Raw genomic sequence first — 22,810 nt, 5'->3', positions numbered from 1 at the left:
GTGAGCGCTGAACGGCGCAGCGCCGATGGTTTTGCCCTGCAAGTGATGATGGGCCTGTGCCTGATCTGGGGCGTGCAGCAGGTGATGATCAAATGGGCGGCGGCGGACATCGCGCCGGTCATGCAGGCCGCCGGCCGCTCCGGAATCGCTGCGGTACTGGTCGCTGGGCTGATCTTCTGGAAGGGCGGTTGGGAGCAGGTCGGCAACACCTGGCGCGGCGGTCTGCTGGCCGGCAGCCTGTTTGGCCTGGAGTTTCTGTTTATCGCCGAAGGTCTGCAACTGACCACGGCGGCGCACATGTCGGTGTTCCTCTACACCGCGCCGATCTTCACCGCCTTGGGTGTGCACTGGCTGTTGCCGAGTGAGCGGCTGCGACCGTTGCAGTGGCTGGGAATTTTCCTCGCGTTTATCGGCATCGGTTTTGCGTTTGCCGGTGGTTTGTCGCTGGATAACCTCGATCGGCGGATGCTGCTGGGGGACGCGCTGGGCGTATTGGCCGGGGCGGCTTGGGGGGCGACCACGGTGGTGGTGCGCGCTTCACGTTTGTCCGAAGCGCCGGCGACCCTGACCTTGTTTTATCAACTGATCACCGGCTTCGTCGGTCTGCTGCTGATTGCTGCGGTGAGCGGGCAGATCAGCCATGTCAGCCTGACCACGGTGGCCGTGGCCAGTGTGCTGTTCCAGGGCCTGGTGGTGTCGTTCTTCAGCTACCTGACCTGGTTCTGGCTGCTGCGCCGCTACCTGGCGGCGAATCTCGCGGTGTTCTCCTTCATGACGCCGTTGTTCGGCGTCACGTTCGGTGTGGTGCTGCTGGATGAACCGCTGAGTTTCAACTTCGTGGTCGGCGCTGTGCTGGTGTTGCTCGGCATCACCTTCGTCAGCGCAGAACAGTGGGTGCGGCGTCGTTTGCGCAAAGCCCTGGGGCAATGACCGGGCGCAGCAATAGCGCGCCACCTAGCAGCAACCCGCTACCGGCAATCATCAGCGCGGGCGCCAATCCCCCGCTGAAATGGCTGCTCAGCGCCGCCAGCAACGGCCCGCTGAGCTGACCCACGGCGAAACAGGCGGTCAGCAGCCCGGTATTGCGTTGGGTGTTGTGGGGCGCCAGTTCCCGCGAGCGTTGCATCACCAGCTGCAGCGAGGCCGGTTCAACCACTGGAAGTCCGGGTCAGCGCCTGACATGACCTGACACATTCGTGTTACAGATCATTGTCATGCCGGGCGAGCATTGCGTAGGACTTCGGACTATTATCTGTATGAAGCGGCTATAGAATCCCGGTCGCTCAGCACTACCCTGAAGGGGGCACCATGAAAGAGAAACTACAAAACTGGCTCCATGACCTCGGTGTTGCTCTCGGCCTGATCGAACCGCCTCTGCAACCCGTGCCCATCCGCACTGACGACGAGCAACGCCGGCGTCAGCAGCGCCGCCGGTAAATGATCGGCGGTTGAGCCATCCTGCGCACGGCGCGGGATCTCTTGCATCATGCGAAAAAAAGGCCCGGCTTCCCGCTGACTGATCAACGGGAACCAGGCTAAAAAACTCCCTCATTGGTTAAAAGCGCGGCTTGATGGCCTTCCATTCAGGTGTGTAGCGTTGCATCTTTGTGGCGAGGGGGCTTGCCCCTCGCCACAAGTACCCGAAACTTCGGACGAAAAAAAACGGGTGCGGCAACCGACGCCGCACCCGTCGAAGAAAAGGTTAAGCCGTTTCTATTCCCGGATTAGATCGCGTTGGCCACCGCCACCGGGCGAGGGGACAACAGGCTGACCACGACGAAGCTGATCAAACCTACCGCCAGGCTGTAGTAGATCGGCGTGTTGGCATCCAGGCCATCCTTGAGCATGAACACCAGCGCGGTGGCGAAGCCCAGACCCATGCTGGAGATAGCCCCTGCGGTAGTCGCACGTTTCCAGAAAATGGCACCCATCAGCGGGATCAACATGCCGCCCACCAACAGGTTGTAAGCCAGCGTCAGGGCGCTGATCACGTCGGAGACCACCAGCGCGATACCGAGCACCGCGATGCCGGTCAGCAAGGTGAACAGACGATTGATGTTCAGGCTCGACTGTTTGCCGCCACGCAGTCTTGGCAGCAGGTCTTCGGTCAGGGTGGTGGAGGCGGCCAGCAGGCCGGCACTGGCGGTGGACATCATGGCTGCCAGTGCAGCGGCGATCACCAGACCGCGCAGACCGTCCGGCAAGGACACTTTGACGATCGCGGCGAAAGCGTTGTTGACGTTGTCCAGATCCGGCAGCAGCACGTGAGCAGCCATGCCGATCAGGGCGCAGGCCAGGCCGTAGGCGATGCAGTAGAAACCGGCGAGGGTGCCTGCGTATTGCGCGACTTTTTCATTTTTGGCAGTGAACACACGCTGCCAGATGTCTTGACCGATCAGGATCCCGAAGAAGTAGATCAGGAAGTAGGTGATGATCGTGTCCCAGCCGATGGTGGTGAAGCTGAAGTTCGAGGCTGGCAGTTTGGTGACCAACTCATCCCAGCCGCCGACGCGGTACAGGCAGATCGGCAGCAGGACAAACATCAGGCCGACAGTCTTGATCACGAACTGGACGATATCGGTCAGGGTCAGCGACCACATGCCGCCGATGGTCGAGTAAACCACCACCACACCACCGCCGAGCAGTACCGAAATCCAGAACGGCAGGCCGAACAGCACTTCCAGTACGGTGCCGATGGCGAGGATCGAGGTCACGCCGATCATCAGCGCATAGGCCAGCATGATCACCGCGCTGGCCTGACGGGCCATCGGGTTGTAGCGTTTTTCCAGCACTTGGGTGACGGTGAAGATCCGCAGCTTGAGCAGCGGTTTGGCCAGGAACAGGTTCAGCGCGATGATGCCGCAGCCCAGTGCGGCGCAGAGCCAGAAACCGGAGATCCCGTGGACGTAACCCAGGCGTACGGTGCCGACTGTCGACGCGCCGCCGAGTACGGTGGCGGCCATGGTGCCCATGTACAGGGTCGGGCCGAGGTTGCGCCCGGCCACCAGGTAATCTTCGTGGGTCTTGGCCTTGCGCATGCCGTAGTAGCCGAGCACCAGCATGCCGGCGGCGTAGATGAGAACAACAAATAAATCCAAAGCCATTACAGCGTGTCTCCGATTGTCTTTTTTATGTGGAATGTAGGTTCAAAGCGCTTTTTGTGGCGAGGGAGCTTGCTCCCGCTGGGCTGCGAAGCAGCCCTGAAACCTGCAACCGAGATTCTTCAGGAAGAACCCGTCAGCCGGTTTTGCGACCGCTTCGCGATCGAGCGGGAGCAAGCTCCCTCGCCACAAGAGCCCGTTCCTACAGGTAGTTCGTTATCAGGCTGTTTCTGTCAGTTCAGGTTTAGCGAGCGAATCCGTGCGCTTGCTGCGTGGATCGTTCGGTCCGAAAACCAGTGCCGGTTCCGGGAACAGGCTCAGCAGCGTCAGGTACACCAGCGACGCCAGACCGAGGGTCACCGGCAAGCTGACATCGATGCCACCCGCCAGCTCGCCCAACGGGCCGACGAACTGCCCCGGCAGGTTGACGAAGCACAGACCGACCAGTGCGCTGGGAATCCACGCACCCAGGCCACGCCAGTTCCAGCCGTGCTGGAACCAGTAGCGACCGCCGGTTTCGCCGCGGGTGAAGACTTGCAGGTCATCCGGGCAGTAGAAGCCGCGACGCACCAGCAGACCGATGATCATGATCACCATCCACGGGGTGGTGCAGGTGATGATCAGCACGGCGAAGGTCGACACGCTCTGCACCAGGTTCGCGGCAAAGCGTCCGATGAAGATGAAGGCAATCGACAGCACGCCAATCAACAAGGTCGCCTTGACCCGCGACAGCACCCGTGGGAACACGCTGGACATGTCCAGCCCGGTGCCATACAGCGAGGTGGTGCCGGTGGACATGCCGCCGATCACTGCGATCAGGCACACCGGCAGGAAGAACCAGCTCGGTGAAACCGCCAACAGGCCGCCGACATAGTTGTTCGCCGCGATGTAGTCCGGTGCCTTGATGGCCACGATGGTCGCGGTGGCGAGGCCGAACAGGAACGGAATCAAGGTCGCTGCCTGCGCGGCGATGACCGCCAGCATGATCCGGCCTTTCGGGGTTTCGCGCGGGATGTAACGCGACCAGTCGCCGAGGAACGCGCCGAAGGAAATCGGGTTGCTCATGGCGACCAGCGCGGCACCGATAAAGGCCGCCCAGAAACCGGCCTGACCGAGACCGACGGTACCGGCGAACTGGCTGTCGAAGGTTGGCGCGAAGGCGAAGATCCCCAGCAGGAACAGCAGGCTGGCAGCCCATACCGCGATCCGGTTGACCCACAACATGAAGCGGAAACCGTAAATGCACACGGTCAGCACCAGGATTGCGAACAGGCCATAGGCCAGGCCCAGGCTCAGGTCGGTCTCAGGCAGGCCGATGAGTCGTTTGGCGCCTCCGATCAAGGCGTCGCCCGAACTCCATACCGACAACGAAAAGAACGCAATAGCCGTCAGCAGCGACAGGAACGAACCGACGATCCGCCCGTGTACACCGAAGTGCGCACCGGAAGACACGGCATTGTTGGTGCCATTGAGCGGACCGAACAGACCCATCGGGGCGAGGATGATCGCGCCGAGCAACACGCCCAGCACAATCGCCCAGACCCCGGCTTGAAACGACAGGCCAAAGAGCACCGGGAAACTGCCGAGTACGGCGGTAGCAAAGGTATTGGCGCCACCGAAGATCAGCCGAAACAGATCACTCGGTGTGGCGGTTCGCTCATGATCCGGGATCTGTTCGACCCCGAAGGTTTCTATGGTTTTGATGCTGTGTTCTTTGTTGTTGTTATTCATGATCTGCTCCGATCATCAAGGCGCGCTCATCGTGTGTGAGCGTCACCTGTGTTGGCTAAGGGGAGGGCAGCCCTTCCGGCATTGCGGACAAATGTTCGTGGCAGGCCAGCCAACGGCCTTGTTGTTCGCCAAACCGCTGTTGTTTGAAAACAATGGTTTCGCGTTCCTGGCTAAAGAGTTGCTCCCCTTGCATGCGCAGCTCGGTGGCGACGTCATGAATAAAGATCGCCACATCACCCTGGAGGCTGACAAAGGCGTTGCTCGAGGTGCACGAGAGCACCTCGAAGCCATCCTCGCGGCGCCAGTTGTCCCACAAGGCCTGGTAGGCGTCGCGCGACAGCAACGGCTGTTCGAGGGTGTAGAAAACGAAGCTGGCTTCAAAGCTGAACGCGCCGAAGTAGGCTTCGCGATCGTTACGGGCAAAGGCCGACACCAGTTCTGCGGCGGCTTTCAACACCTGATCACGTTCGCTCATGGTCATTCCTCAGCGGTGGGCCACGCCCGGCAGTACGCAGAGCATTTCGTACAGCAGGTTGGCACCCAGCAGCGAGGTGTTACCGGTGGTGTCGTAAGGCGGCGAAACTTCTACCAGGTCGCAGCCAATCAGATCGAGTCCTTGGCAACCGCGGATGATCTCGATCGCTTGAATGGTGGTCAGGCCGCCGATTTCCGGAGTGCCGGTGCCAGGTGCCCAGGCCGGGTCGATGCCGTCGATGTCGAAGCTCAGGTACACCGGGCCGCCGCCGACTTTCTCGCGCACTTCAGCCATCAGCGGTGCCAGCGAGTGGTGCCAGCATTCTTCGGCCTGAATCACCCGGAAGCCCTGTTTACGGCTCCAGTTGAAGTCTTCAGCGGTGTAGCCCTGAGCCCGCAGACCAATTTGCACGACACGGTCGCAGTCCAGAAGGCCTTCTTCGGCGGCGCGACGGAAGGTCGTGCCGTGGGCGATTTTCTCGCCGAACATGTGATCGTTCACGTCGGCGTGGGCGTCGATATGCACCAGACCGACCTTGCCGTGTTTCTTGTGAATCGCCCGCAGGATCGGCAGGGTGATGGTGTGGTCGCCACCCAGGGTCAGGGGGATAACATTGTGCTCGAGGATGGCGTCGTAGGCTTCTTCGATGATGCGCACGGAGTCCAGCAGGTTGAAGGTGTTGATTGCCACGTCACCGATGTCGGCGACCGACAGCGAGTCGAACGGGGCAGCACCGGTGGCCATGTTGTACGGACGGATCATCACCGATTCAGCGCGAATCTCGCGTGGACCGAAGCGGGTACCGGGGCGCAGCGAGGTGCCGATGTCCAGCGGGACGCCGATGAAAGCAGCATCGAGGCCTTCAGCGGATTGCAAATGGGGGAGTCGCAGCATGGTGGCGATGCCGCCGAAGCGCGGCATTTCATTGCCGCCCAGTGGTTGGTGAAGAATCTTGTCCACGGGTAGGGCCTCATCGTTGTTTTATTTGTCAGGGGGCGATTCTGCGAAATGTAGTGAGCGGGAAGAATCGCTACCGGCAAATACTTAGTTCAGATTTTTCTAAACTAATGGGTGGAGGGGGATTAGACTTCGTACCAAGTGCTTAAGGAGAACGCCGAACTTGTGGCGAGGGAGCTTGCTCCCGCTCGGCTGCGCAGCAGTCGTAAAATCTGCAACCGCGTTTCTTCTGGCAGACCGAGTAGACCTGATTGCGACCGCTTCGCGCTCGAGCGGGAGCAAGCTCCCTCGCCACAAAGAGTGTTGACGCTCAGAGTTTCCTCCTTCTTTCGGAGCCCCCCCATGGCCAACGCTTTACCCGACCTGAAACTATTGCGCATCTTCGTCAGCGTGGTGCGGCATCAGGGGTTTGCCAATGCTCAGCAGGAGCTCAACCTGTCGACGTCGGCCATCAGCACTTACATGAGTCAGCTCGAGGCCGCGTTGGGCTTGGTGCTCTGTCATCGTGGTCGGGGCGGTTTCAGCCTGACCAGCAAAGGCGAACTGTTCCATCAGGAAACCCTGCGCCTGCTAGGCGAACTGGAAGGTTTCGAGCAATACGCCGCAGCGCTCAAGGGCGAATTGCGCGGCACCCTTAACCTCGGCGTGATCGACTCGACCGTCAGCGACAAGGCCCTGCCGTTCGCCGAAGCGATCGGCGCCTACAGCCAGGAACACCCGGCGGTGCATTTGCACTTATCGGTCATGAGCCCGTACGAATTGCAGCTCGGCGTTCAGGACAACCGTCTGGACCTGGCCATTGGTGCGTTCTCCACGCGCATGAGCGGGCTGGTCTATATGCCGCTATACCGTGAACAACACTGGCTGTATTGCAGCAACCGTCATCCATTGTTCACCGAGCGGCGCATCCCCGAGCAAGTCATCACCCAGCAGCGCATGGTCGGTCGTGGTTACTGGAGCCAGGCCGAACTGGCTCGCCACGGCTTCAAGCACAGTGCGGCGACGGTGGAGAGTATGGAGGCGCAACTGATTCTGGTGCTGTCCGGCGCTTACATCGGTTACTTGCCGGAGCATTACGCTCAGGCCTGGGCCGACAAGGGCGATTTGCGCGTGCTGCTGCCGGCGACCTTTGGCTATCAGGCCCCGTTCTCGATGATCATGCGCCGCGGTCGCAGCCGTGAACCGCTGATCCAGACCTTCCGCGACTTGCTTAAAGCGCAGCTCAACCAGGCCTGATCGGGAGAACCTCATGTCCAGAAGCCAATGCGCCCGTTGTCTGCGCCCTGCAACCCATTGCCTGTGCCCATTGATCCCGCAGCTCGATAGCCGCACCCGGGTGTTGCTGTTGCAGCATCCCAGCGAAGTGAACCATGCGCTGAACACCGCGCGGCTGGCGGCCTTGGGGTTGAACAATGGCGAATTGATCGTGGGGGAAGTGTTCGAGGATTTGCCCGCGTTGTTGAACCCGCCAGGCTATCAAGCGCGACTGCTGTTCCCGGCTGATGATGCACAACCGTTGCAGGCCTACACCCCGTCGGATCAACCGTTGCTGTTGGTAGTACCGGACGGCACCTGGCGCAAGGCACGCAAGTTGCTGCACCTCAATCCATTGCTGGCGGCATTGCCGAGAGTGACGTTGGCTGAGGGGGCGGTGTCGCGTTATCGCTTGCGCAAGGCACCGGGACCAGGGGCGTTGTCGACGGTGGAAGCGATCGTCCAGGCATTGCAAACCCTTGAAGCACCAACCTCGTTCGAGCCGCTGTTGCGGCCTTTCGAAGCGTTGATCGAAGGGCAGATTGCAGCGATGGGGGAGGAGACCTTTCGGCGAAATCATGGTGGGGCGGCTGATGCTTGAATAGCAGGCCCACCATGTTGCTCCCTTCGCGGGCAAGCCCGCTCCCACATTTTGATCGCATTCCCCTGTGGGAGCGGGCTTGCCCGCGAAGCTTTTAGCGTTCGCGCATCGCCTCGGTCCGGGCTTTGAGCACCGGTTTAAGCAAGTAATCCAGCACGCTTTTCTCGCCGGTGATGATGTCCACGGTGGCGACCATGCCGGGGATGATCAGCAGCGGTTTGAGTTCGCCGCCCAGGTGGTTTTTGTCGGTGCGCACCTGGATCAGGTAGAAGCTGTTGCCCTTGTCGTCGGTGATGGTGTCGGCGCCGATCAGTTCGAGTTTGGCGCTCAAGCCGCCGTAGATGGTGTAGTCATAGGCGCTGAACTTGACCATGGCTTTCTGTCCGGGATGGAGGAAGGCCACATCCTGCGGACGGACCTTGGCTTCGATCAGCAGGTTGTCTTCCAGCGGCACGATTTCCACCATGTCGCTGCCCGGCTGGACCACGCCGCCGATGGTATTGACCTTCAACACTTTGATAATTCCGTGCACCGGCGAAACCACGGTGGTGCGGGTCACCCGGTCGTCGATGGCGATGCTCGACGCGGTGATTTTCGACAGGTCGGTGCGTTTCTCGTTGAGCTCCTTGGCGGCGTCCGAACGGAAGCCTTGCACCGATTCGTCGAGTTTGCTCTTGATCTCGTTGATCGCCGATTCGGCCCGTGGAATGGCCAGGGTAGTGGCGTTCAACGAGCCGCGAATCTCCACCGCACTGCGTTTGAGACGAAGGATTTCCACCGGAGAAACCGCGCCGGTTCCCACCAGCGGCGCCGACATGTTCATTTCCTGTTGCAGCAAAGCCAGGCTGGAACTGAACTGGCCCTGTTTGGAACGAAACTCCGCCAGCTCTTGGGTTTTTTGCCGAAGTTGCTCGGTCAGCGTGCGTTGCTCGCTGGCCAGCCGGCGTTGCCGTTGCTCGAACAGCGAACGCTCGTCTTCAGCCACTTGCGGCGCTTTGCCGACGACCTCCTCGGAGAGCTTGAAAGGCCGACCCTCGGCTTCGGCAGACAGCCGCTCGACCTGTGCGATCAGGGCAAAGCGATCCGCTTCGCTCTCGCCCTTGTTGGACAGAAACCGGGTGTCATCAAGGCGCAGCAGGGTATCGCCCTTGTTCACCATTTGCCCTTCGCGCACGAAGATCTCGGTGACGATACCGCCCTCCAGGTTCTGGATCACCTGAATCTTGCTCGACGGTATGGCCTTGCCTTCACCCGTGGTGACCTCCTGCAACACCGCGAATTTGGCCCAGACCAGCGCGGTGATGAGCAGCGCCGCAGCGATCCACACGGTCATCCGCGACCCGCGCGGCGAATCCTGCAGCGACGCACCGGCCACTTCCGGCATGAATTCGCTTTCGGCGCTTTTGCCGAAGCTGCCGAAATAGCTGCGCGCTTTCAATGGAGCAGGCGATGAAGCAGACATAAGCGACTCCTAGACAGCCGCAGAGCCGACACGGCCCTTGCGCAGTGCATCGATGACCGCTTCTTTCGGACCGTCGGCGACGATCCGGCCGTTGTCCAGCACCACCAGCCGATCCACCAGGCTGAGCATCGAGGTGCGGTGGGTAACCAGCAGCAACGTCTTGCCCTGAACCCACTTGTGCAGGCGTTGGCGCAGAACATCTTCGCTGCTGTTGTCCATGGCGCTGGTGGGTTCGTCGAGCACCATGATCGGCGGGTCGAGCAACAACGCGCGGGCCAGCAGTACCGCCTGACGCTGGCCGCCGGAGAGCAACTGGCCACGCTCACCGACGGGGCGATCAAAGCCTTGCGGGTGTTGGCGAGCGAGCTCGGTGACACCGGTCAGCTCGGCCACTTCAAGCATTCGCGCGTCGCTGATATAGCGGGCGCCGAGGGTCAGGTTATCGCGCAGGCTGCCGGCCAGCAGCGGCAGATCGTGAGCGACGTAACCGATTTGCTGGCGCAGGTCGGCGACATCCAGTTGCCGCAGGTCGAGACCGTCGAGCAGCAGTTGGCCTTCCTCCGGTGCATAAAAGCCCATGACCAACCGCGCCAGGGTACTTTTGCCCGAGCCGCTGCGGCCGATGATGCCGATTCGTTCGCCGGGTTTCATGCTGAAGCTGATAGTGGCCAGGGCCGGGGCGTTCTGCCCGTTGTAGCGGAAGGTCACCTGGCTGACGTCCAGTGCGCCCTGCAACTGGGTGCGTTCCAGCGGCCGCTGTTTGGCGTCGCGTTCTTGCGGCAGCGCCATCAGCGCGTCGGTGCTGCGCATGGTCAGCTGGGCTTGTTGATAGCGGGTGATCAGCCCGGCGATTTGCCCGAGCGGCGCCAGTACCCGACTGCCGAGCATGTAGGTCGCTACCAGGGCGCCGACGCTGAGGTTGCCGGCGATGATGCTGTAGACCCCGGCGACGATGGTCGCCATGCCGCAGAACTGCTGAATGAACAAGGTGCCGTTGGTGGCCAGCGCCGACAGGTTGCGCGCATGGCTGTCCAGTCGGGTCAGCGCGCCATGAATGCTTTCCCATTGGTGCTGGCGTTCGCTTTCGGCGCTGCACGCCTTGAGGGTTTCCAGGCCGCCGAGGGTTTCGATCAGCAGCGCCTGGCGTTCGGCGCCCAGGCTCAGGCTTTTCTGCACGGTGTCGCGCAGGCGTGCCTGAATCAGCATGGCGAAGACAATCGTGAGGGGGAAGGCCAGCAACGGGATCACTACCAGCCAGCCGCCGAGCAGGCCGATCACCACCAGCATCAGCACGGCGAACGGCAGGTCGATCAGACTGGTCAGGGTCACGGCGGTGAGGAATTCACGCAGGCCCTGAAAGTCGTGGATGCTCTGGGCAAAGCCGCCGACGGTCGCAGGTTTGGCCTTCATCGACATGCCGGTGATGCGCTCGAACAAGGTGGCGGAAAGGATGATGTCGGTTCTCTTCCCGGCCTGGTCCAGCAGGTGGGCGCGGACTACTCGCAGCACCAGCTCGAAACCGGTGCCGATCAGCAGCCCGATGGACAACACCCAAAGCGTCGAGGTCGCCTGATTCGGTACCACGCGATCATAGGTCTGCATCACGAACAACGGCACCATCAACCCCAGCAGGTTGATCAGGAAACTCGCCAGAATCGCATCGCTGTACAGCCAGCGCGACAGCTTCAGCGTGTCGCGGAACCAGGCGTGGACCCGTGGCACCAATGGCGCGCGCAAGTCTTCAAGCTCATGCCGTGGCCGGGCGAACAGCGCCTGACCACTGTAGTCGTCGGCCAGCTCTTCACGGCTGACCCATTGTTCACCGCCCTCGGCTTCGCTCGGCAGGATCAACACCTTGCCGTCGTCGCCCCAGCGTCGCAAGACCGCACAGCGGCCATGTTTGAGGACCAATAACACCGGCAGGTTGAGCGCCGAGATGGCCGCAAGCTCCCGGCGCAGCAAACGCGCCTGCAAGCCGGCCCGGGCTGCGGCACGCGGCAGCAGGTCCAGGCTCAGACGCTGCTGGGCCAGTGGCAGCCCGGCACTCAGGCTGGCACGGCTGACGGTGCAGTCGTGAAGTTTGCAGAGGATCAACAATCCGTCCAACAGCGGGTCATCAAAGCTCTGGCGCGGATCGACACCAAGGCTACGGGGTTCCATGCTGGTCAAATGAGTCTCTCCTTACTACTGAACCACTTACTTCACTTCTGGTTACGTCACTTCTGGCTACCTCATTTCCGGCAAACGGGCTTCGCTTTTCACTTCTGTTTGCGCGATCGCTTCAGCAGGTACCACGACTTTTTCCTTGTTCAGCAACTCGCCCATGTTCGCTAGAACGCGGTACATGGAGAACTCCTCGGTGTAGCGCACTTCGGTGTAGCGGCGATTGGCGTTGTACAGCTCGTTTTCGCTGTCCAGCAGATCGAGCAGAGTCCGTTGGCCAAGGCCGAACTGGTCCTGGTAGGCCGCCCGGACGCGGGTGGTGGTTTCGGCGTATTCACGGGCGGTCGGGGTTTGTTTTTTCGCGTTGACCATGGCGTTCCAGGCCAGCGTGATGTTCTCGTTGAGCATGCGCAGGGCGTTGTTGCGGATGTCCATGGCCTGGTTGATTTTGTGTGCGCCCGATTGCAGCCGTGCCTTGTCACTGCCGCCCCTGAACAGGTTGTAGTTCATCACTATGCCAACCCGCCATTCGTTGTCGTGGCCCTTGTCGCCTTGAATGTTGTCGTTGGCGCCGACCGCGGCTTCGGCATCGAAGCGTGGATAGAACGGCGATTTGGCCACCTCGTACTGGCCCTCGGCGGCGTGAACGTCAGCCTGGGCGGATTTCAGGTACGGGTTGTTCTCCAGCATGCTTTGCCGCGCATCGGGCAGGGTGGCGGGTAACTCGCCTCTGATCGAGGGCAGGGTTTCCAGTTCGTCAGGCATGCGTCCGACTGCGCTGAAGAAGTTCGCCTCGGCATCGGCCAGGTCGACTTCTGCGGTATCGAAATTGTTTTCCGCCAGTGCCCGGCGGGCGCTCGACTGATCGCGGTCGGCGTTGCTGCCCACACCACGTTCGGTGCGCAGGCCGATCTGATCGTTGACCCGCAAGTGCGCCTGCAGGTTGTTCTTGGCCAGGCTTACCAGTTCACGGCGCTTGAGGACTTCGAGGTACACCTCGATGGTGCGCAAGGCCAGGCTTTCGGCAGTGCCACGGGTGAAGTAAGCCCGGGAGTTGACCACTGACCTGGTCCGCCCGACTTCATTGGCGGTGTTGAAACCATCGAACAGCATTTGCCGCAGACGCAGTTCCGACTGGGTGTAGGTCAGGGTTTCGGTGTTGTGATTGCCCAGCGCGCGGGTAGTGGTGTTGTCGCTGTAGCCGCGCCCGTAAGCGGCATTCAAATCGACGGTAGGGTAGAAGCCCCCTTTGGCGACTTTCACATCCTCATCGGCAGACAGGCGATTGTTCCCGCTGGCATGCAGTTCCGGATGGTTATCCAGTGTGCTCTGAATGGCTTCGGTCAGTGACATGGCCTGGACCTGATGCGAGCAAGCCATGGCCAATAAAATCGCGCTGCAGAGGGGTTTCAAAACGCCCATGGGTACATCTCCCTGATCCTTGATGGTGCTTATCGATCGCCAAATAATTGACGATCTTTATAGGTCAAACCGTTTCAAGTTTGTAACAGAGAGCTAAGAACATCTTGGCGCGAAGCTAAGAAGGATTTCTCATAAGGCTTATGTCAAAAAAAACTTATGCGCTCTGCAAAATCCAGCACATTGTTCAAAGCATGAGGCCCGGGGTTTATAAGCTTTGGCGGGCTGAAAAAAGGTTCAATCACTTTTTCAAAATAGGGCGGGGAAGTGGTGGAAGGGATGGAGCGGCACGGTTTTTTGAGTGGCATTTTTTTGGCACTCTTCTCGAAAAAATCGTGACGCTGCTTTCGCAGGAAGACTGTCCTGGCGTGAAGCTGATTTCATTCGGTTACTGCGACAGAAAACAGTCAGTTTGCGAGGGTCAGTGGGGCGAGAAGATCGCGATGGAGCGCAGTTTACGCTGAGTAAACGAGCTGCCAGGCCGATGTTTCGCCAAGCAACCCGGCAAGGCCATGAACACTTTCTCTGCGCAACCAGGTGCCGATAGCTGTCGGCGGCGGAGGAATGCACATGGCAACGCTTATCGGTATCGTCAGTAAGGTCGTCGGTCAGGTTTTCGCTGTTGCGGGTGATGGAACCCGACGCGCCCTGGTCGAAGGAGACCGATTGTTTGTCGGGGATCAACTGGTCACCGGTGCCGAAGGCGCGGTGGCCGTGCAGTTGAAAAATGGCCAGGAATTGACCCTGGGACGTGGCAGCAGCCTGCAAATGACCCCGCAACTGCTGGCCCACCAGGCGCCTCATATGGACGCGCCCGAGGCAGTGACGCCCAGTCAGGCGCAACTGACCGATGTCCAACAAACGCAGAAAGCCATTGCGGCCGGTGCCGACCCGACCCAGACCAGCGAGGCCACTGCGGCCGGGCCTGGCAGTACTGGCGCACCGGGCGCCTTGGGCGGTGGCCATTCGTTTGTATTACTGGAGGAAGTGGCGGGACGGGTCGACCCGGTCATTGGCTTCCCTACGGCCGGTTTCAACGGCATTCCCGAGCTTCCTTTAGACCGTCGTGATGCTGTCCTGGACAACGGCGAGCAGACCCCTGCGGTTATCGTGCCGCCCAACCATTCGCTGACCTTGACCGGCCTGTCTGTGCAAGGTGGCGAGCTGACCCTCAATGAGGCCAATCTGGCCCAAGGCTCGGCGAGCGATCCGGCGGCACTGACCCAAAGCGCTACCTTCAGCATTTCTGCGCCAGACGGGCTGTCGAGTCTGAGCATCGGCGGGATCAACGTGATCAGCGGCGGGGTGGTCGCAGGCTTCCCGCAATCGATCACCACCCAACTGGGCAACACCCTGACCATCACTGGCTACAACGCGGCCACCGGTGTGGTGAGTTACAGCTACACCCTGGTCGGCAACGAAACCCATTCCGCCGGCGATGGCGCCAACAACCTGAGCGAACAGTTCACGGTAATCGCCAGCGACAGCAACGGTGATACCACGACCGGTTCGCTGGACGTCAACATCACCGACGATGTGCCCAAAGCGTTCGACGACAGCAATCCCGGCACCGCCTCGGAAAGCCTGCTGACCCTGACCGGCAGCGTGCTCCCCAATGACCTGCAGGGCGCCGACCGCGTGCCCACCGGGCCCATCATCGCCGGCACCTTCAACGGTACTTACGGCACCCTGGTCCTGGCCGCGGATGGCACCTACACCTACACCTTGAACCCTGCTGATCCACAGTTCGTCGCCTTGCGTGGCGGCGGCAGCGCCACTGAAACCTTCACCTACACCCTGACCGATGCCGACGGCGATACCAGCACCGCCAACCTGGTGCTGCAGGTTCACAACAATGATGATTCGGTGGTCATCGATCTGGATGGCGAAGGGGCCGAGGCGACGGTCTTCGAGAGAAACCTGGCCGACGGCAGCAGTCCGGATGCAGGGGCGTTGACCCGGACCGGCACCTTCACCGTGACTGTGCCGGATGGTCTGCATACCTTGAGCGTGGGTGGCCTCAGTGTGGTCGCGGGTGGCATCGCCAGCGGCCTCCTGCAAGCGCTGACCACCGCGTTGGGCAACCTATTGACCATCACTGGCTACGATGCCAGCACCGGGGTGGTCAGCTACAGCTACACCCTGACTCACAATGATGTGCATGATTCGGGTAACGTCATCAACAGCCTCAGCGAACATTTCAGCGTCTTCGCTACCGACACCAACGGCAGCACGTCCAGCGGTTTGCTGGACGTCGATGTGATCGATGATCTGCCGACGGCCGTCAACGACAGTAATGGCACGGCCTCAGAAAATAACCTGATCCTCAGCGGCAATGTGTTGACCAACGACGTGCAAGGCGCCGACCGGGTGCCGAGCGGGCCCATCACCGCTGGCACTTTCACCGGTACCTACGGCACCCTGGTGCTGGCCGCAGACGGCACTTACACCTACACGCTGAACACCGATGACCCGGACTTCAAGGGGCACGGCGGCGAAAGCGATATCGACACGTTCACCTACACCCTCACCGACTCCGACGGCGACATCAGCACCGCCGATCTGGTGTTGCAGGTCCATAACAATGATGACCCGGTGATCGTCAACGACCTCGACATCGAGGGCGGCGAACTGACGGTCTACGAGAAAAACCTCAGCGATGGCAGCAATCCGAATGCAGGTGCACTGACTCAAAACAGCACCTTCACCATCACCGCGCTCGACGGTCTGCAAACCCTCAGCGTCGGTGGCATCAACGTGTTGACTGGCGGGGTGGCCGCAGGCTTCCCGCAATCGATTACCACCGGGCTCGGCAATACCCTGACCATCACCAGCTACAACGCCAGCACTGGCGAGGTCAGTTACAGCTACACCCTGGTCGACAACGAAACCCATCCCAGCGCCGACGGTGCCAACAGCCTCAGCGAACATTTCAACGTGGTCGCCACCGACACCGATGGCAGCACGTCCAGTGGTTCACTGGACGTCAATGTGATCGATGATCTGCCGACCGCCGCAAACGACAGCAACGCCGGCACCGCCTCGGAAAACAATCTGATCCTGAGCGGCAATGTATTGACCAATGATGTGCAGGGCGCCGACCGAGTACCAAGCGGGCCGATCACTGCCGGTACTTTTACCGGCACTTACGGCACTCTGGTGCTGGCCGCAGACGGCACTTACACCTACACGCTGAACACCGATGACCCGGACTTCAAGGGGCACGGCGGCGGCAGCGATACCGACACGTTCACCTACACCCTCACCGACTCCGACGGCGATACCAGCACCGCCGACCTGCTGCTGCAAGTCCACAACGACGATGACCCGGTCATCATCTGCGACCTCGACATCGAGGGCGGAGAACTGACGGTCTACGAAAAAAATCTCAGCGACGGCAGCCACCCGAATGCAGGTGCACTGACCCAAAGCAGCACCTTCACGGTCACTGCGCCCGACGGTTTGCAAAGCCTCAGTGTCGGTGGCATCAACGTGGTCAGCGGCGGTGTGGCCGCGGGGTTCCCGCAATCGATTACCACCGCGCTCGGCAGCACGCTGACTGTCACCGGCTACAACGCCAGCACCGGCGAGGTCAGTTATAGCTACACCCTGGTCGACAACGATACCCACCCCATCGGGCTGGGCGCCAACAGTATCGCCGAGCACTTCAATGTGCTCGCCACCGATACCGATGGCAGCACCGCATCGGGGGTGATCGACGTCAATATCGTTGATGACCTTCCGAGCGCGAATAGCGATGCCGCCACGGTCTCTGAAGGTGGCTTCGTCACGGGCAACGTCTTGCATAACGACATCACCGGCGCCGATGGTGCGGCGCTCGGCGGGGCAGTGGTTGGTGTGCGGGCGGGGAGCGATACGTCGACCTCGGCCATTGGCGGCCTGGGTTCGAACATCAACGGCAGCTACGGCTACCTGACGCTGGATGCCGCTGGTAATGCGGTCTATCACAGCAACCCCGACTCGGTGAGCCCTCCGGGGGCCACGGACGTGTTCACTTACACCATCCGTGATGCCGACGGCGATGAAAGTACCACTACCCTGTGCATCGACGTCACCGACAACTGCCTCATAGTCCTCCCCGATGAGGATGTCACTGTCTACGAAAAAGCCCTCGATCTCAGCAAGGATGGCCAGGATCTGGCAGCGGGCAGCGTGAGCGGCAGCGACCCGACCTCAACGGGCGAAACGGCGTCCGGCACCCTGGTCGGTTCGATCTCCGGCGCCACCGGCGACATCACCTACAGCCTGGTCGGCAGCGCCACCGGTACCTACGGACAGATCCTGCTCAACCCCGACGGCACCTACACCTACACCCTGACCTCGGCACCGAAAACCTCGCCGAATGCCGATGACGGCGCGAATACCCTGAGCGAAAGCTTCAACTACAAAGCCACTGATGCGCTGGGTAACAGCATCACCAGCACCATCGTGGTGAGCATCGTCGATGACGTACCCAAAGCCGTCGCCAGTGAGCGCGTGGAGACGGCAGTTGAAATCGATTCGAACCTGCTGCTGGTAATCGACGTGTCCGGCAGTATGGACGACGAGTCAGGCGTGTCGGGGTTGTCGCGTCTTGAGCTGGCCAAGCAGGCGATCAGCGCCTTGCTCGACAAGTACGATGATATGGGCGATGTGAAAGTCCAGATTGTCACCTTCAGCAGCGATGCGACGGACGAGACACCGATCTGGGTCGATGTCGCCACCGCCAAGGCCATCGTGGATTCGCTGACGGCCGGGGGTAGCACTAACTACGATGCTGGCGTCGCGGCAGCGAAACTGGCGTTCGTCACCACCGGCCAGCTGACCGGTGCGCAAAATGTCGGCTACTTCTTCTCTGATGGTGAGCCAACGTCTGGCCAGGAGGTGGGGGCTGCGGATGAAACAGCCTGGAAAGCTTTCCTCGATGCCAACGGTATCAAGAACTACGCCATCGGTCTGGGTTCCGGCGTGAGCAGCGCCAACCTTGACCCGCTGGCCTATGACGGCAGCCTTCACACCGACACCAACGCCGTGGTGGTGACCGACCTCAATCAGCTCAACTCGGTGCTGTCAGGCACCGTTCAGGGCGCACCCGTCACCGGCAGCCTGCTGGGCGATGGCGGCTCGTTCGGCTCGTTCGGCGCTGACGGCGGTTTCATCAAATCGATCCTGGTCGATGGCACCACCTATACCTATGACCCTACAGGCAACAGCAATCAGGGCTTGCTGACCTTCAGTGGCGGTGTGAACCATGGCACTTTCAACACCGTCGACAACAGCATCAGCATCGCCACCAGCAATAGCGGCACCCTGGTGATTAACCTGGACACTGGCGACTTCACGTACAGCTCGCAGCAAATCACTGGCGTGGTGGCCACCGAAAACTTCAGCTATGTCGTCAGCGACAACGATGGCGACCTGGCCAGCTCCAACCTGGTGATCAAGGTCAACCCGAACGCGCCACCGGTGGCGGTCGACGACCACATCATCACGAACGTACTGTCAAACAACGTGGTGATTGCGGCGGATGTGCTGCTGGCCAACGACACCGATGCCAACGGCGACCCGTTGAATGCCTCACCGACTACCTTCAACACCGGCTGGGGAGCCAAAGGTGCCGATTTCACTGGCTCCGGGGCTGTCAGCTTTCCCGGGAACAATGTTCCGGCGCTCAGCGTAAACCGCAGCTCCTTTGCCAAAAATGCGGCGACCATGACCGCGGTCCTGGTGGTCAGTGGCGCTTTGGGCAATGTCTCCAACAATAACAATAACAACGATCATGAGGACCTCATTACCGTCAGCCTCAAACAGGGTGAAACCCTTAACCTGGACCACAACCTGCTGGCCGGGCATATCACCATGGAGTACTCGGTCAACGGTGGCGCCTTCGTGACAATTCTCGACGGCGACACCATTCCCGCGGCGGCCACTGATGGGGTCTACCAGATCCATATCACCAACATCGTCGACGCCGGCAGCCCCGGCAACAGCGGTGGCGGCGCGGAAGACTATCAACTGACCATGACCGTCAACTACTCCGGGGCCCAAGAGAGTACCCCTGACTTCCACGGTACCTACACTGCCAGCGACAACCATGGTGGCAGCGACAGCGCGGCGGTGAGCATCGAGTATCAAGCGGGCCATACCTTGACCGGCACCTCGGGCGACGATGTGCTGGTGGCCGGCGACGGTGACAACATCCTCAACGCCGGTGATGGCAACGACGTGCTCACCGCAGGTTCCGGCAACAACACCCTGCACGGTGGCGCGGGCAACGACCTGCTGTTCGGCGGGCCGGGCAATGACCTGCTCGACGGTGGCACCGGCAATGACACCGCCAGCTACGCCCATGCCACGGCCGGCGTGACAGTTGACCTCAGTCTGCCCGGCGCGCAGAACACGGTCGGTGCGGGAACCGATACCCTGACCGCCATCGAGAACCTGGTCGGCTCCCACTACAACGACACCCTGGCCGGCGACAACAACGCCAACATCATCACCGGTGGTTTGGGCAACGATGTGCTCAATGGCGGCGACGGTGACGACTTCCTGATCGGTGGGCCGGGCGACAACACCCTGACCGGCGGCTCGGGCAGCGACACCTTCCAGTGGCCGCAAGGCAACAGCGGGCACGACGTGGTCACCGACTTCACACCGGGCACCGACAAGCTCGACCTGTCGCAACTGTTGCAGGGCGAAAATGCGACTCCAGCCTCGCTCGACGACTACCTGCACTTCAAGGTAACCGGCAGCGGTGCCTCACTGGTGACCAGCATCGACGTCGGCTCGATAGCCGGTGCCACCCCGACCCAGACCATCGACCTGGCCGGGGTCAACCTCGCCGACCACTATGGCGTGACACCGGGAGCAGGCGGGGTGATCGCCGGCGGCGCGGACACCGCCACCATCATCAACGGCATGCTCAACGACCATTCGTTGAAGGTCGATACCGTCTGACCTGAAACGACAAACCCGCCACCTTCGCGAGAGGGTGGCGGTTTTTTTTGTCTGGGGCAGGGGAATTGGCTTGGCCGGTCCGACGCCTTCGCGGGCAAGCCACGCTCCCACAGGGTTTGGCGTCAGTCGCACCTGTTGATTTCGACGCAGACCCTGTGGGAGCAAGCTTGCTCGCGATGAACGATAACGCGGTCTACCTGACAACCACGATCAACACCTATCGCGGATCGACCTTATCCAGCGCCCGATTCGCCAACAACTCGCCCAACTCGATCATCTGCTGAATCCCCAGCGCAGCCCCGAAAACCTGTCGGACATTTCCCCGAAGACGCTTGCGCTGCCTGGGTTAAAAATGATCTTCAAGGACATTCGAACGCCCGTTTGTTGAACACAAATATCCGACGAGCGGTGTTCTTACCTGTTATTTCTGACAGTAGCCAACCGTGCAGGACTGGCTTTAAATCAAGCCATCGAATGACCCGAAGCGAAGTCAGTGGTTGTGGTGTTTCTGGGGGTGGTCTGAGCCCTCCCATCCTCTCGCTTTTGCTCATATTCATTGCCATGGAGTGCCTGCAATGTCGTCTCTTGAACAATCGGTTAATCCTGTGAGTGCGGGCAGTGCGCGAGACGGTGTCACTGCCGACTTACTCGACGCACCTGAAGTGCCTGCGATTCTCAAAGACGAGGACAACGTTGAGAGCCCTGATGGACTTTTGCCGCGTGCCGTGCTGGATCAGAACCTTGAGGTCATTGTTCCGTGGTGGCAACCAACTGTTGCCGCAGATCCTCCTTACATCATTATTGTGAGCTGGGTAGGACAAGGGGGGCCATTTACCGAAGTGGCTCGATTCCCCTTCGATGACCCCTCCCCGGGCGAAAAGCGCGTGACCGTTCCCCAGGATAAGCTGGTTCATGGAGTCTATGACCTGTCGTATATGCTGAGTTTTGGCGGTAACGAAACGCCTTCGAAAAATAAAAAAGTGACGGTAGACCGGGTCGCACCCGAGGATGGTCAAGAGCCTAGAGCGCTACTTCCTGAGGGATGGACCGGCGATATCACCGATGACTATCTGACGCAGCACGGAGAAGTGCGTTTCAGTGTACCGATTTACCTGGATCTGAAGGCCCGGGACCGGGCGATTTACTACTGGACGGATAACGACAATCCGCCAGATTCCGAAACAGAAATACGCGAGCAGGCATTCAGTCAGAAAGACATCGATGATCGCCGACTGATTATTACTATCTACGAAAAGGACATTCGAGACAAAGGGCATGGCCAGCGTTATGTCTACTATCGGCTGCGGGACTGGGCCGGTAATCGGGGACCGAGGTCAACGCTATTCCCCGTCTTTGTCGATTTGAGTCCGGCACCGGGTGTACTCAAACCACCGCGGGTGCCGCTTTCGGCGAGGGGGCTGATCGACCGTCAACATGCCCGCGAAGGCGCTGTCGATGAGAGGGGGGTGACGGTAGAAATCGATCCTTACGATCACGCGGACGCCACGCATAAAGTCCTGGTTTCCTGGGACGGCACCGAGTTGGAACCCCTTGATGTCATCCCAGGGACGACGCTGAGGGCCTACGTGCCGTGGGCAACATTAACGGTCAGGGGCCTCGGCCGCCTGGATGCGCGGGTGGACTACAAGGTGCGTCGAGGTAGTACCGACACGCCGCCGTCCCCGGAAACGGTGGTACCGGTCAATCTGACCATTGCCGGACAGGACCACGCCAATGCCCCTGCGTTGTTGAACAATAATCTGGCCAGGCTCGAAGTGCGTGGGGAGAAGTCGAACATCCCGAACAAATTGCTCGGTGTCGACTACGGCTACGATGCCAAGGCGACGGTGGCGTTGTTCGACGACCCGCAGCCAAAGCAAATGCTGCACTTGTACTGGGGGACAGTAAGCACACCGGTGGCGGACTATGAGGTTCAGCCAGGCGACGTCGCTGGTCAGCCTGTGCCATTCACCATCCCCTGGCGCGTGATCGAGCTGGATAAAAACAACCCGGCCCTGCCGGTCTACTACACCACCAGCAACGGGGTTAACCAGCAGCAGGCGCCAACCACTCCGGTACAGGTTTCTATAGTGGTCATTGAGGGGCTCAAGGAGCCCTCGTTTCCCCATGCGGACAAATGGGGCTATCTGAACTGCTGTGCAGTGCCAAGACTTTGGGAAGGGGTGTGGGTGAAAGTCGAGGGCAATCCCGCTTTCTCGGAGAACGATACGGTCGTACTGATCTGGCAGGGCTGTACCGGGTTGAATGGTACAAACCCGATACCCGGCGTGCGAGATGAGTTCCCCAAGGTCTTGAATGCGCAAGAAGCGCGCGATGGCTTCGAGGTGCATGTTTCGGACTATGAAAAGTTGATTGCGCCGATGGTGGATAACGGCTCGGCCCTCGCTTACTACACTTTGGCCAAGGCCAGCGGGGGCGTGGGCAAGTCGAAAGAGGATGTCGTCAAGATCACCAGAACTATGCCAAGTGGTGATGTATGTTCGCCCGATAACGAAACGTGCGGTCAATAGCCTTCGCCGTGAAAAATACGTTGTTGAATACACTGATCTGAAGCTGTGCAATAACGCCCGGTCGCGTGAAACACTTGTTTTTAGTGGGTTGGTTTCTGCTTTTTTTAGATGAAAAGTTGACGGATTTCTGTGGTCGTCACAACGCCTATGTTCAATAGG

The 22,810-nt window shown here is 60.4% G+C and carries 15 protein-coding genes and 1 pseudogene; 7 read left to right on the top strand and 9 right to left on the bottom strand.

Going from position 1 to position 22,810, the window contains the following annotated elements:
* A complete protein-coding gene (locus AC3I0A_RS19575) occupies positions 1-930 on the top strand; it encodes a DMT family transporter (protein ID WP_489373960.1) in 930 nt (309 codons plus the stop codon).
* Here AC3I0A_RS19575 and AC3I0A_RS19570 read toward each other — a convergent pair.
* Positions 878-1,144 (bottom strand): annotated as a pseudogene (locus tag AC3I0A_RS19570) (YbfB/YjiJ family MFS transporter); the annotation flags it as partial. The gene AC3I0A_RS19575 and the pseudogene AC3I0A_RS19570 sit on opposite strands and share 53 nt — an antisense overlap.
* 164 nt (positions 1,145-1,308) lie before the next feature.
* Between AC3I0A_RS19570 and AC3I0A_RS19565 the strand changes: the two are divergent.
* Entirely contained in the window at positions 1,309-1,437 is a 129-nt protein-coding gene (locus AC3I0A_RS19565; RefSeq protein WP_009042667.1) for a PA1414 family protein, read from the top strand.
* 287 nt (positions 1,438-1,724) lie between these two features.
* Here AC3I0A_RS19565 and AC3I0A_RS19560 read toward each other — a convergent pair whose 3' ends face one another.
* From AC3I0A_RS19560 to speB, 4 genes are all read right to left on the bottom strand, one after another.
* Complete coding sequence (locus tag AC3I0A_RS19560) at positions 1,725-3,104, bottom strand: sodium:solute symporter family protein (protein WP_489373958.1); 1,380 nt, start codon at positions 3,102-3,104, stop codon at positions 1,725-1,727.
* Between the two features lie 216 nt (positions 3,105-3,320).
* Positions 3,321-4,832, bottom strand: coding sequence for a purine-cytosine permease family protein (locus AC3I0A_RS19555; protein WP_489373957.1), 1,512 nt, complete (start codon positions 4,830-4,832; stop codon positions 3,321-3,323).
* A 55-nt stretch (positions 4,833-4,887) separates the two neighbouring features.
* On the bottom strand, positions 4,888-5,307 hold the full coding sequence (locus AC3I0A_RS19550; RefSeq protein WP_489373956.1) for a YybH family protein: 420 nt from the start codon (positions 5,305-5,307) through the stop codon (positions 4,888-4,890).
* A gap of 9 nt (positions 5,308-5,316) precedes the next feature.
* Positions 5,317-6,267, bottom strand: a complete 951-nt coding sequence (gene speB, locus AC3I0A_RS19545; RefSeq protein WP_489373955.1) for an agmatinase — start codon at positions 6,265-6,267, stop codon at positions 5,317-5,319.
* A gap of 339 nt (positions 6,268-6,606) precedes the next feature.
* Between speB and AC3I0A_RS19540 the strand changes: the two genes are divergently transcribed.
* Positions 6,607-7,500, top strand: a complete 894-nt coding sequence (locus tag AC3I0A_RS19540) for a LysR family transcriptional regulator (RefSeq protein WP_489373954.1) — start codon at positions 6,607-6,609, stop codon at positions 7,498-7,500.
* Between the two features lie 13 nt (positions 7,501-7,513).
* Complete coding sequence (locus AC3I0A_RS19535) at positions 7,514-8,119, top strand: tRNA-uridine aminocarboxypropyltransferase (RefSeq protein WP_489373952.1); 606 nt, start codon at positions 7,514-7,516, stop codon at positions 8,117-8,119.
* Between the two features lie 94 nt (positions 8,120-8,213).
* Here AC3I0A_RS19535 and AC3I0A_RS19530 read toward each other — a convergent pair whose 3' ends face one another.
* Genes AC3I0A_RS19530 through AC3I0A_RS19520 form a run of 3 tightly spaced genes read right to left on the bottom strand, consistent with a single transcriptional unit; the run spans position 8,214 to position 13,166 of the window.
* Positions 8,214-9,581, bottom strand: coding sequence for an HlyD family type I secretion periplasmic adaptor subunit (locus AC3I0A_RS19530; RefSeq protein ID WP_489373950.1), 1,368 nt, complete (start codon positions 9,579-9,581; stop codon positions 8,214-8,216).
* A 9-nt stretch (positions 9,582-9,590) separates the two neighbouring features.
* Positions 9,591-11,750, bottom strand: a complete 2,160-nt coding sequence (locus AC3I0A_RS19525) for a type I secretion system permease/ATPase (RefSeq protein WP_489373948.1) — start codon at positions 11,748-11,750, stop codon at positions 9,591-9,593.
* 57 nt (positions 11,751-11,807) lie between these two features.
* Positions 11,808-13,166, bottom strand: a complete 1,359-nt coding sequence (locus AC3I0A_RS19520; RefSeq protein WP_489373947.1) for a TolC family outer membrane protein — start codon at positions 13,164-13,166, stop codon at positions 11,808-11,810.
* 140 nt (positions 13,167-13,306) lie between these two features.
* Between AC3I0A_RS19520 and AC3I0A_RS19515 the strand changes: the two genes are divergently transcribed.
* On the top strand, positions 13,307-13,627 hold the full coding sequence (locus AC3I0A_RS19515; RefSeq protein ID WP_489373945.1) for a hypothetical protein: 321 nt from the start codon (positions 13,307-13,309) through the stop codon (positions 13,625-13,627).
* Positions 13,628-13,733: 106 nt separating this feature from the next.
* Positions 13,734-20,120, top strand: coding sequence for a retention module-containing protein (locus tag AC3I0A_RS19510; RefSeq protein WP_489373943.1), 6,387 nt, complete (start codon positions 13,734-13,736; stop codon positions 20,118-20,120).
* A gap of 217 nt (positions 20,121-20,337) precedes the next feature.
* Here AC3I0A_RS19510 and AC3I0A_RS19505 read toward each other — a convergent pair whose 3' ends face one another.
* Positions 20,338-20,412: a DUF6124 family protein gene (locus AC3I0A_RS19505; protein ID WP_489378553.1), complete on the bottom strand. Its 75-nt coding sequence runs from the start codon at positions 20,410-20,412 to the stop codon at positions 20,338-20,340.
* 283 nt (positions 20,413-20,695) lie between these two features.
* On the opposite strand from AC3I0A_RS19505, the gene AC3I0A_RS19500 reads away from it, so the two are divergent.
* Positions 20,696-22,651, top strand: a complete 1,956-nt coding sequence (locus AC3I0A_RS19500) for a hypothetical protein (protein ID WP_489373941.1) — start codon at positions 20,696-20,698, stop codon at positions 22,649-22,651.
* Positions 22,652-22,810 lie beyond the last annotated feature (159 nt).

This window comes from Pseudomonas sp. KH_024_B2 (assembly GCF_057839965.1).
Note: the sequence above shows the minus strand (reverse complement) of the source record. Positions and strands in the feature narration are given on the sequence as shown.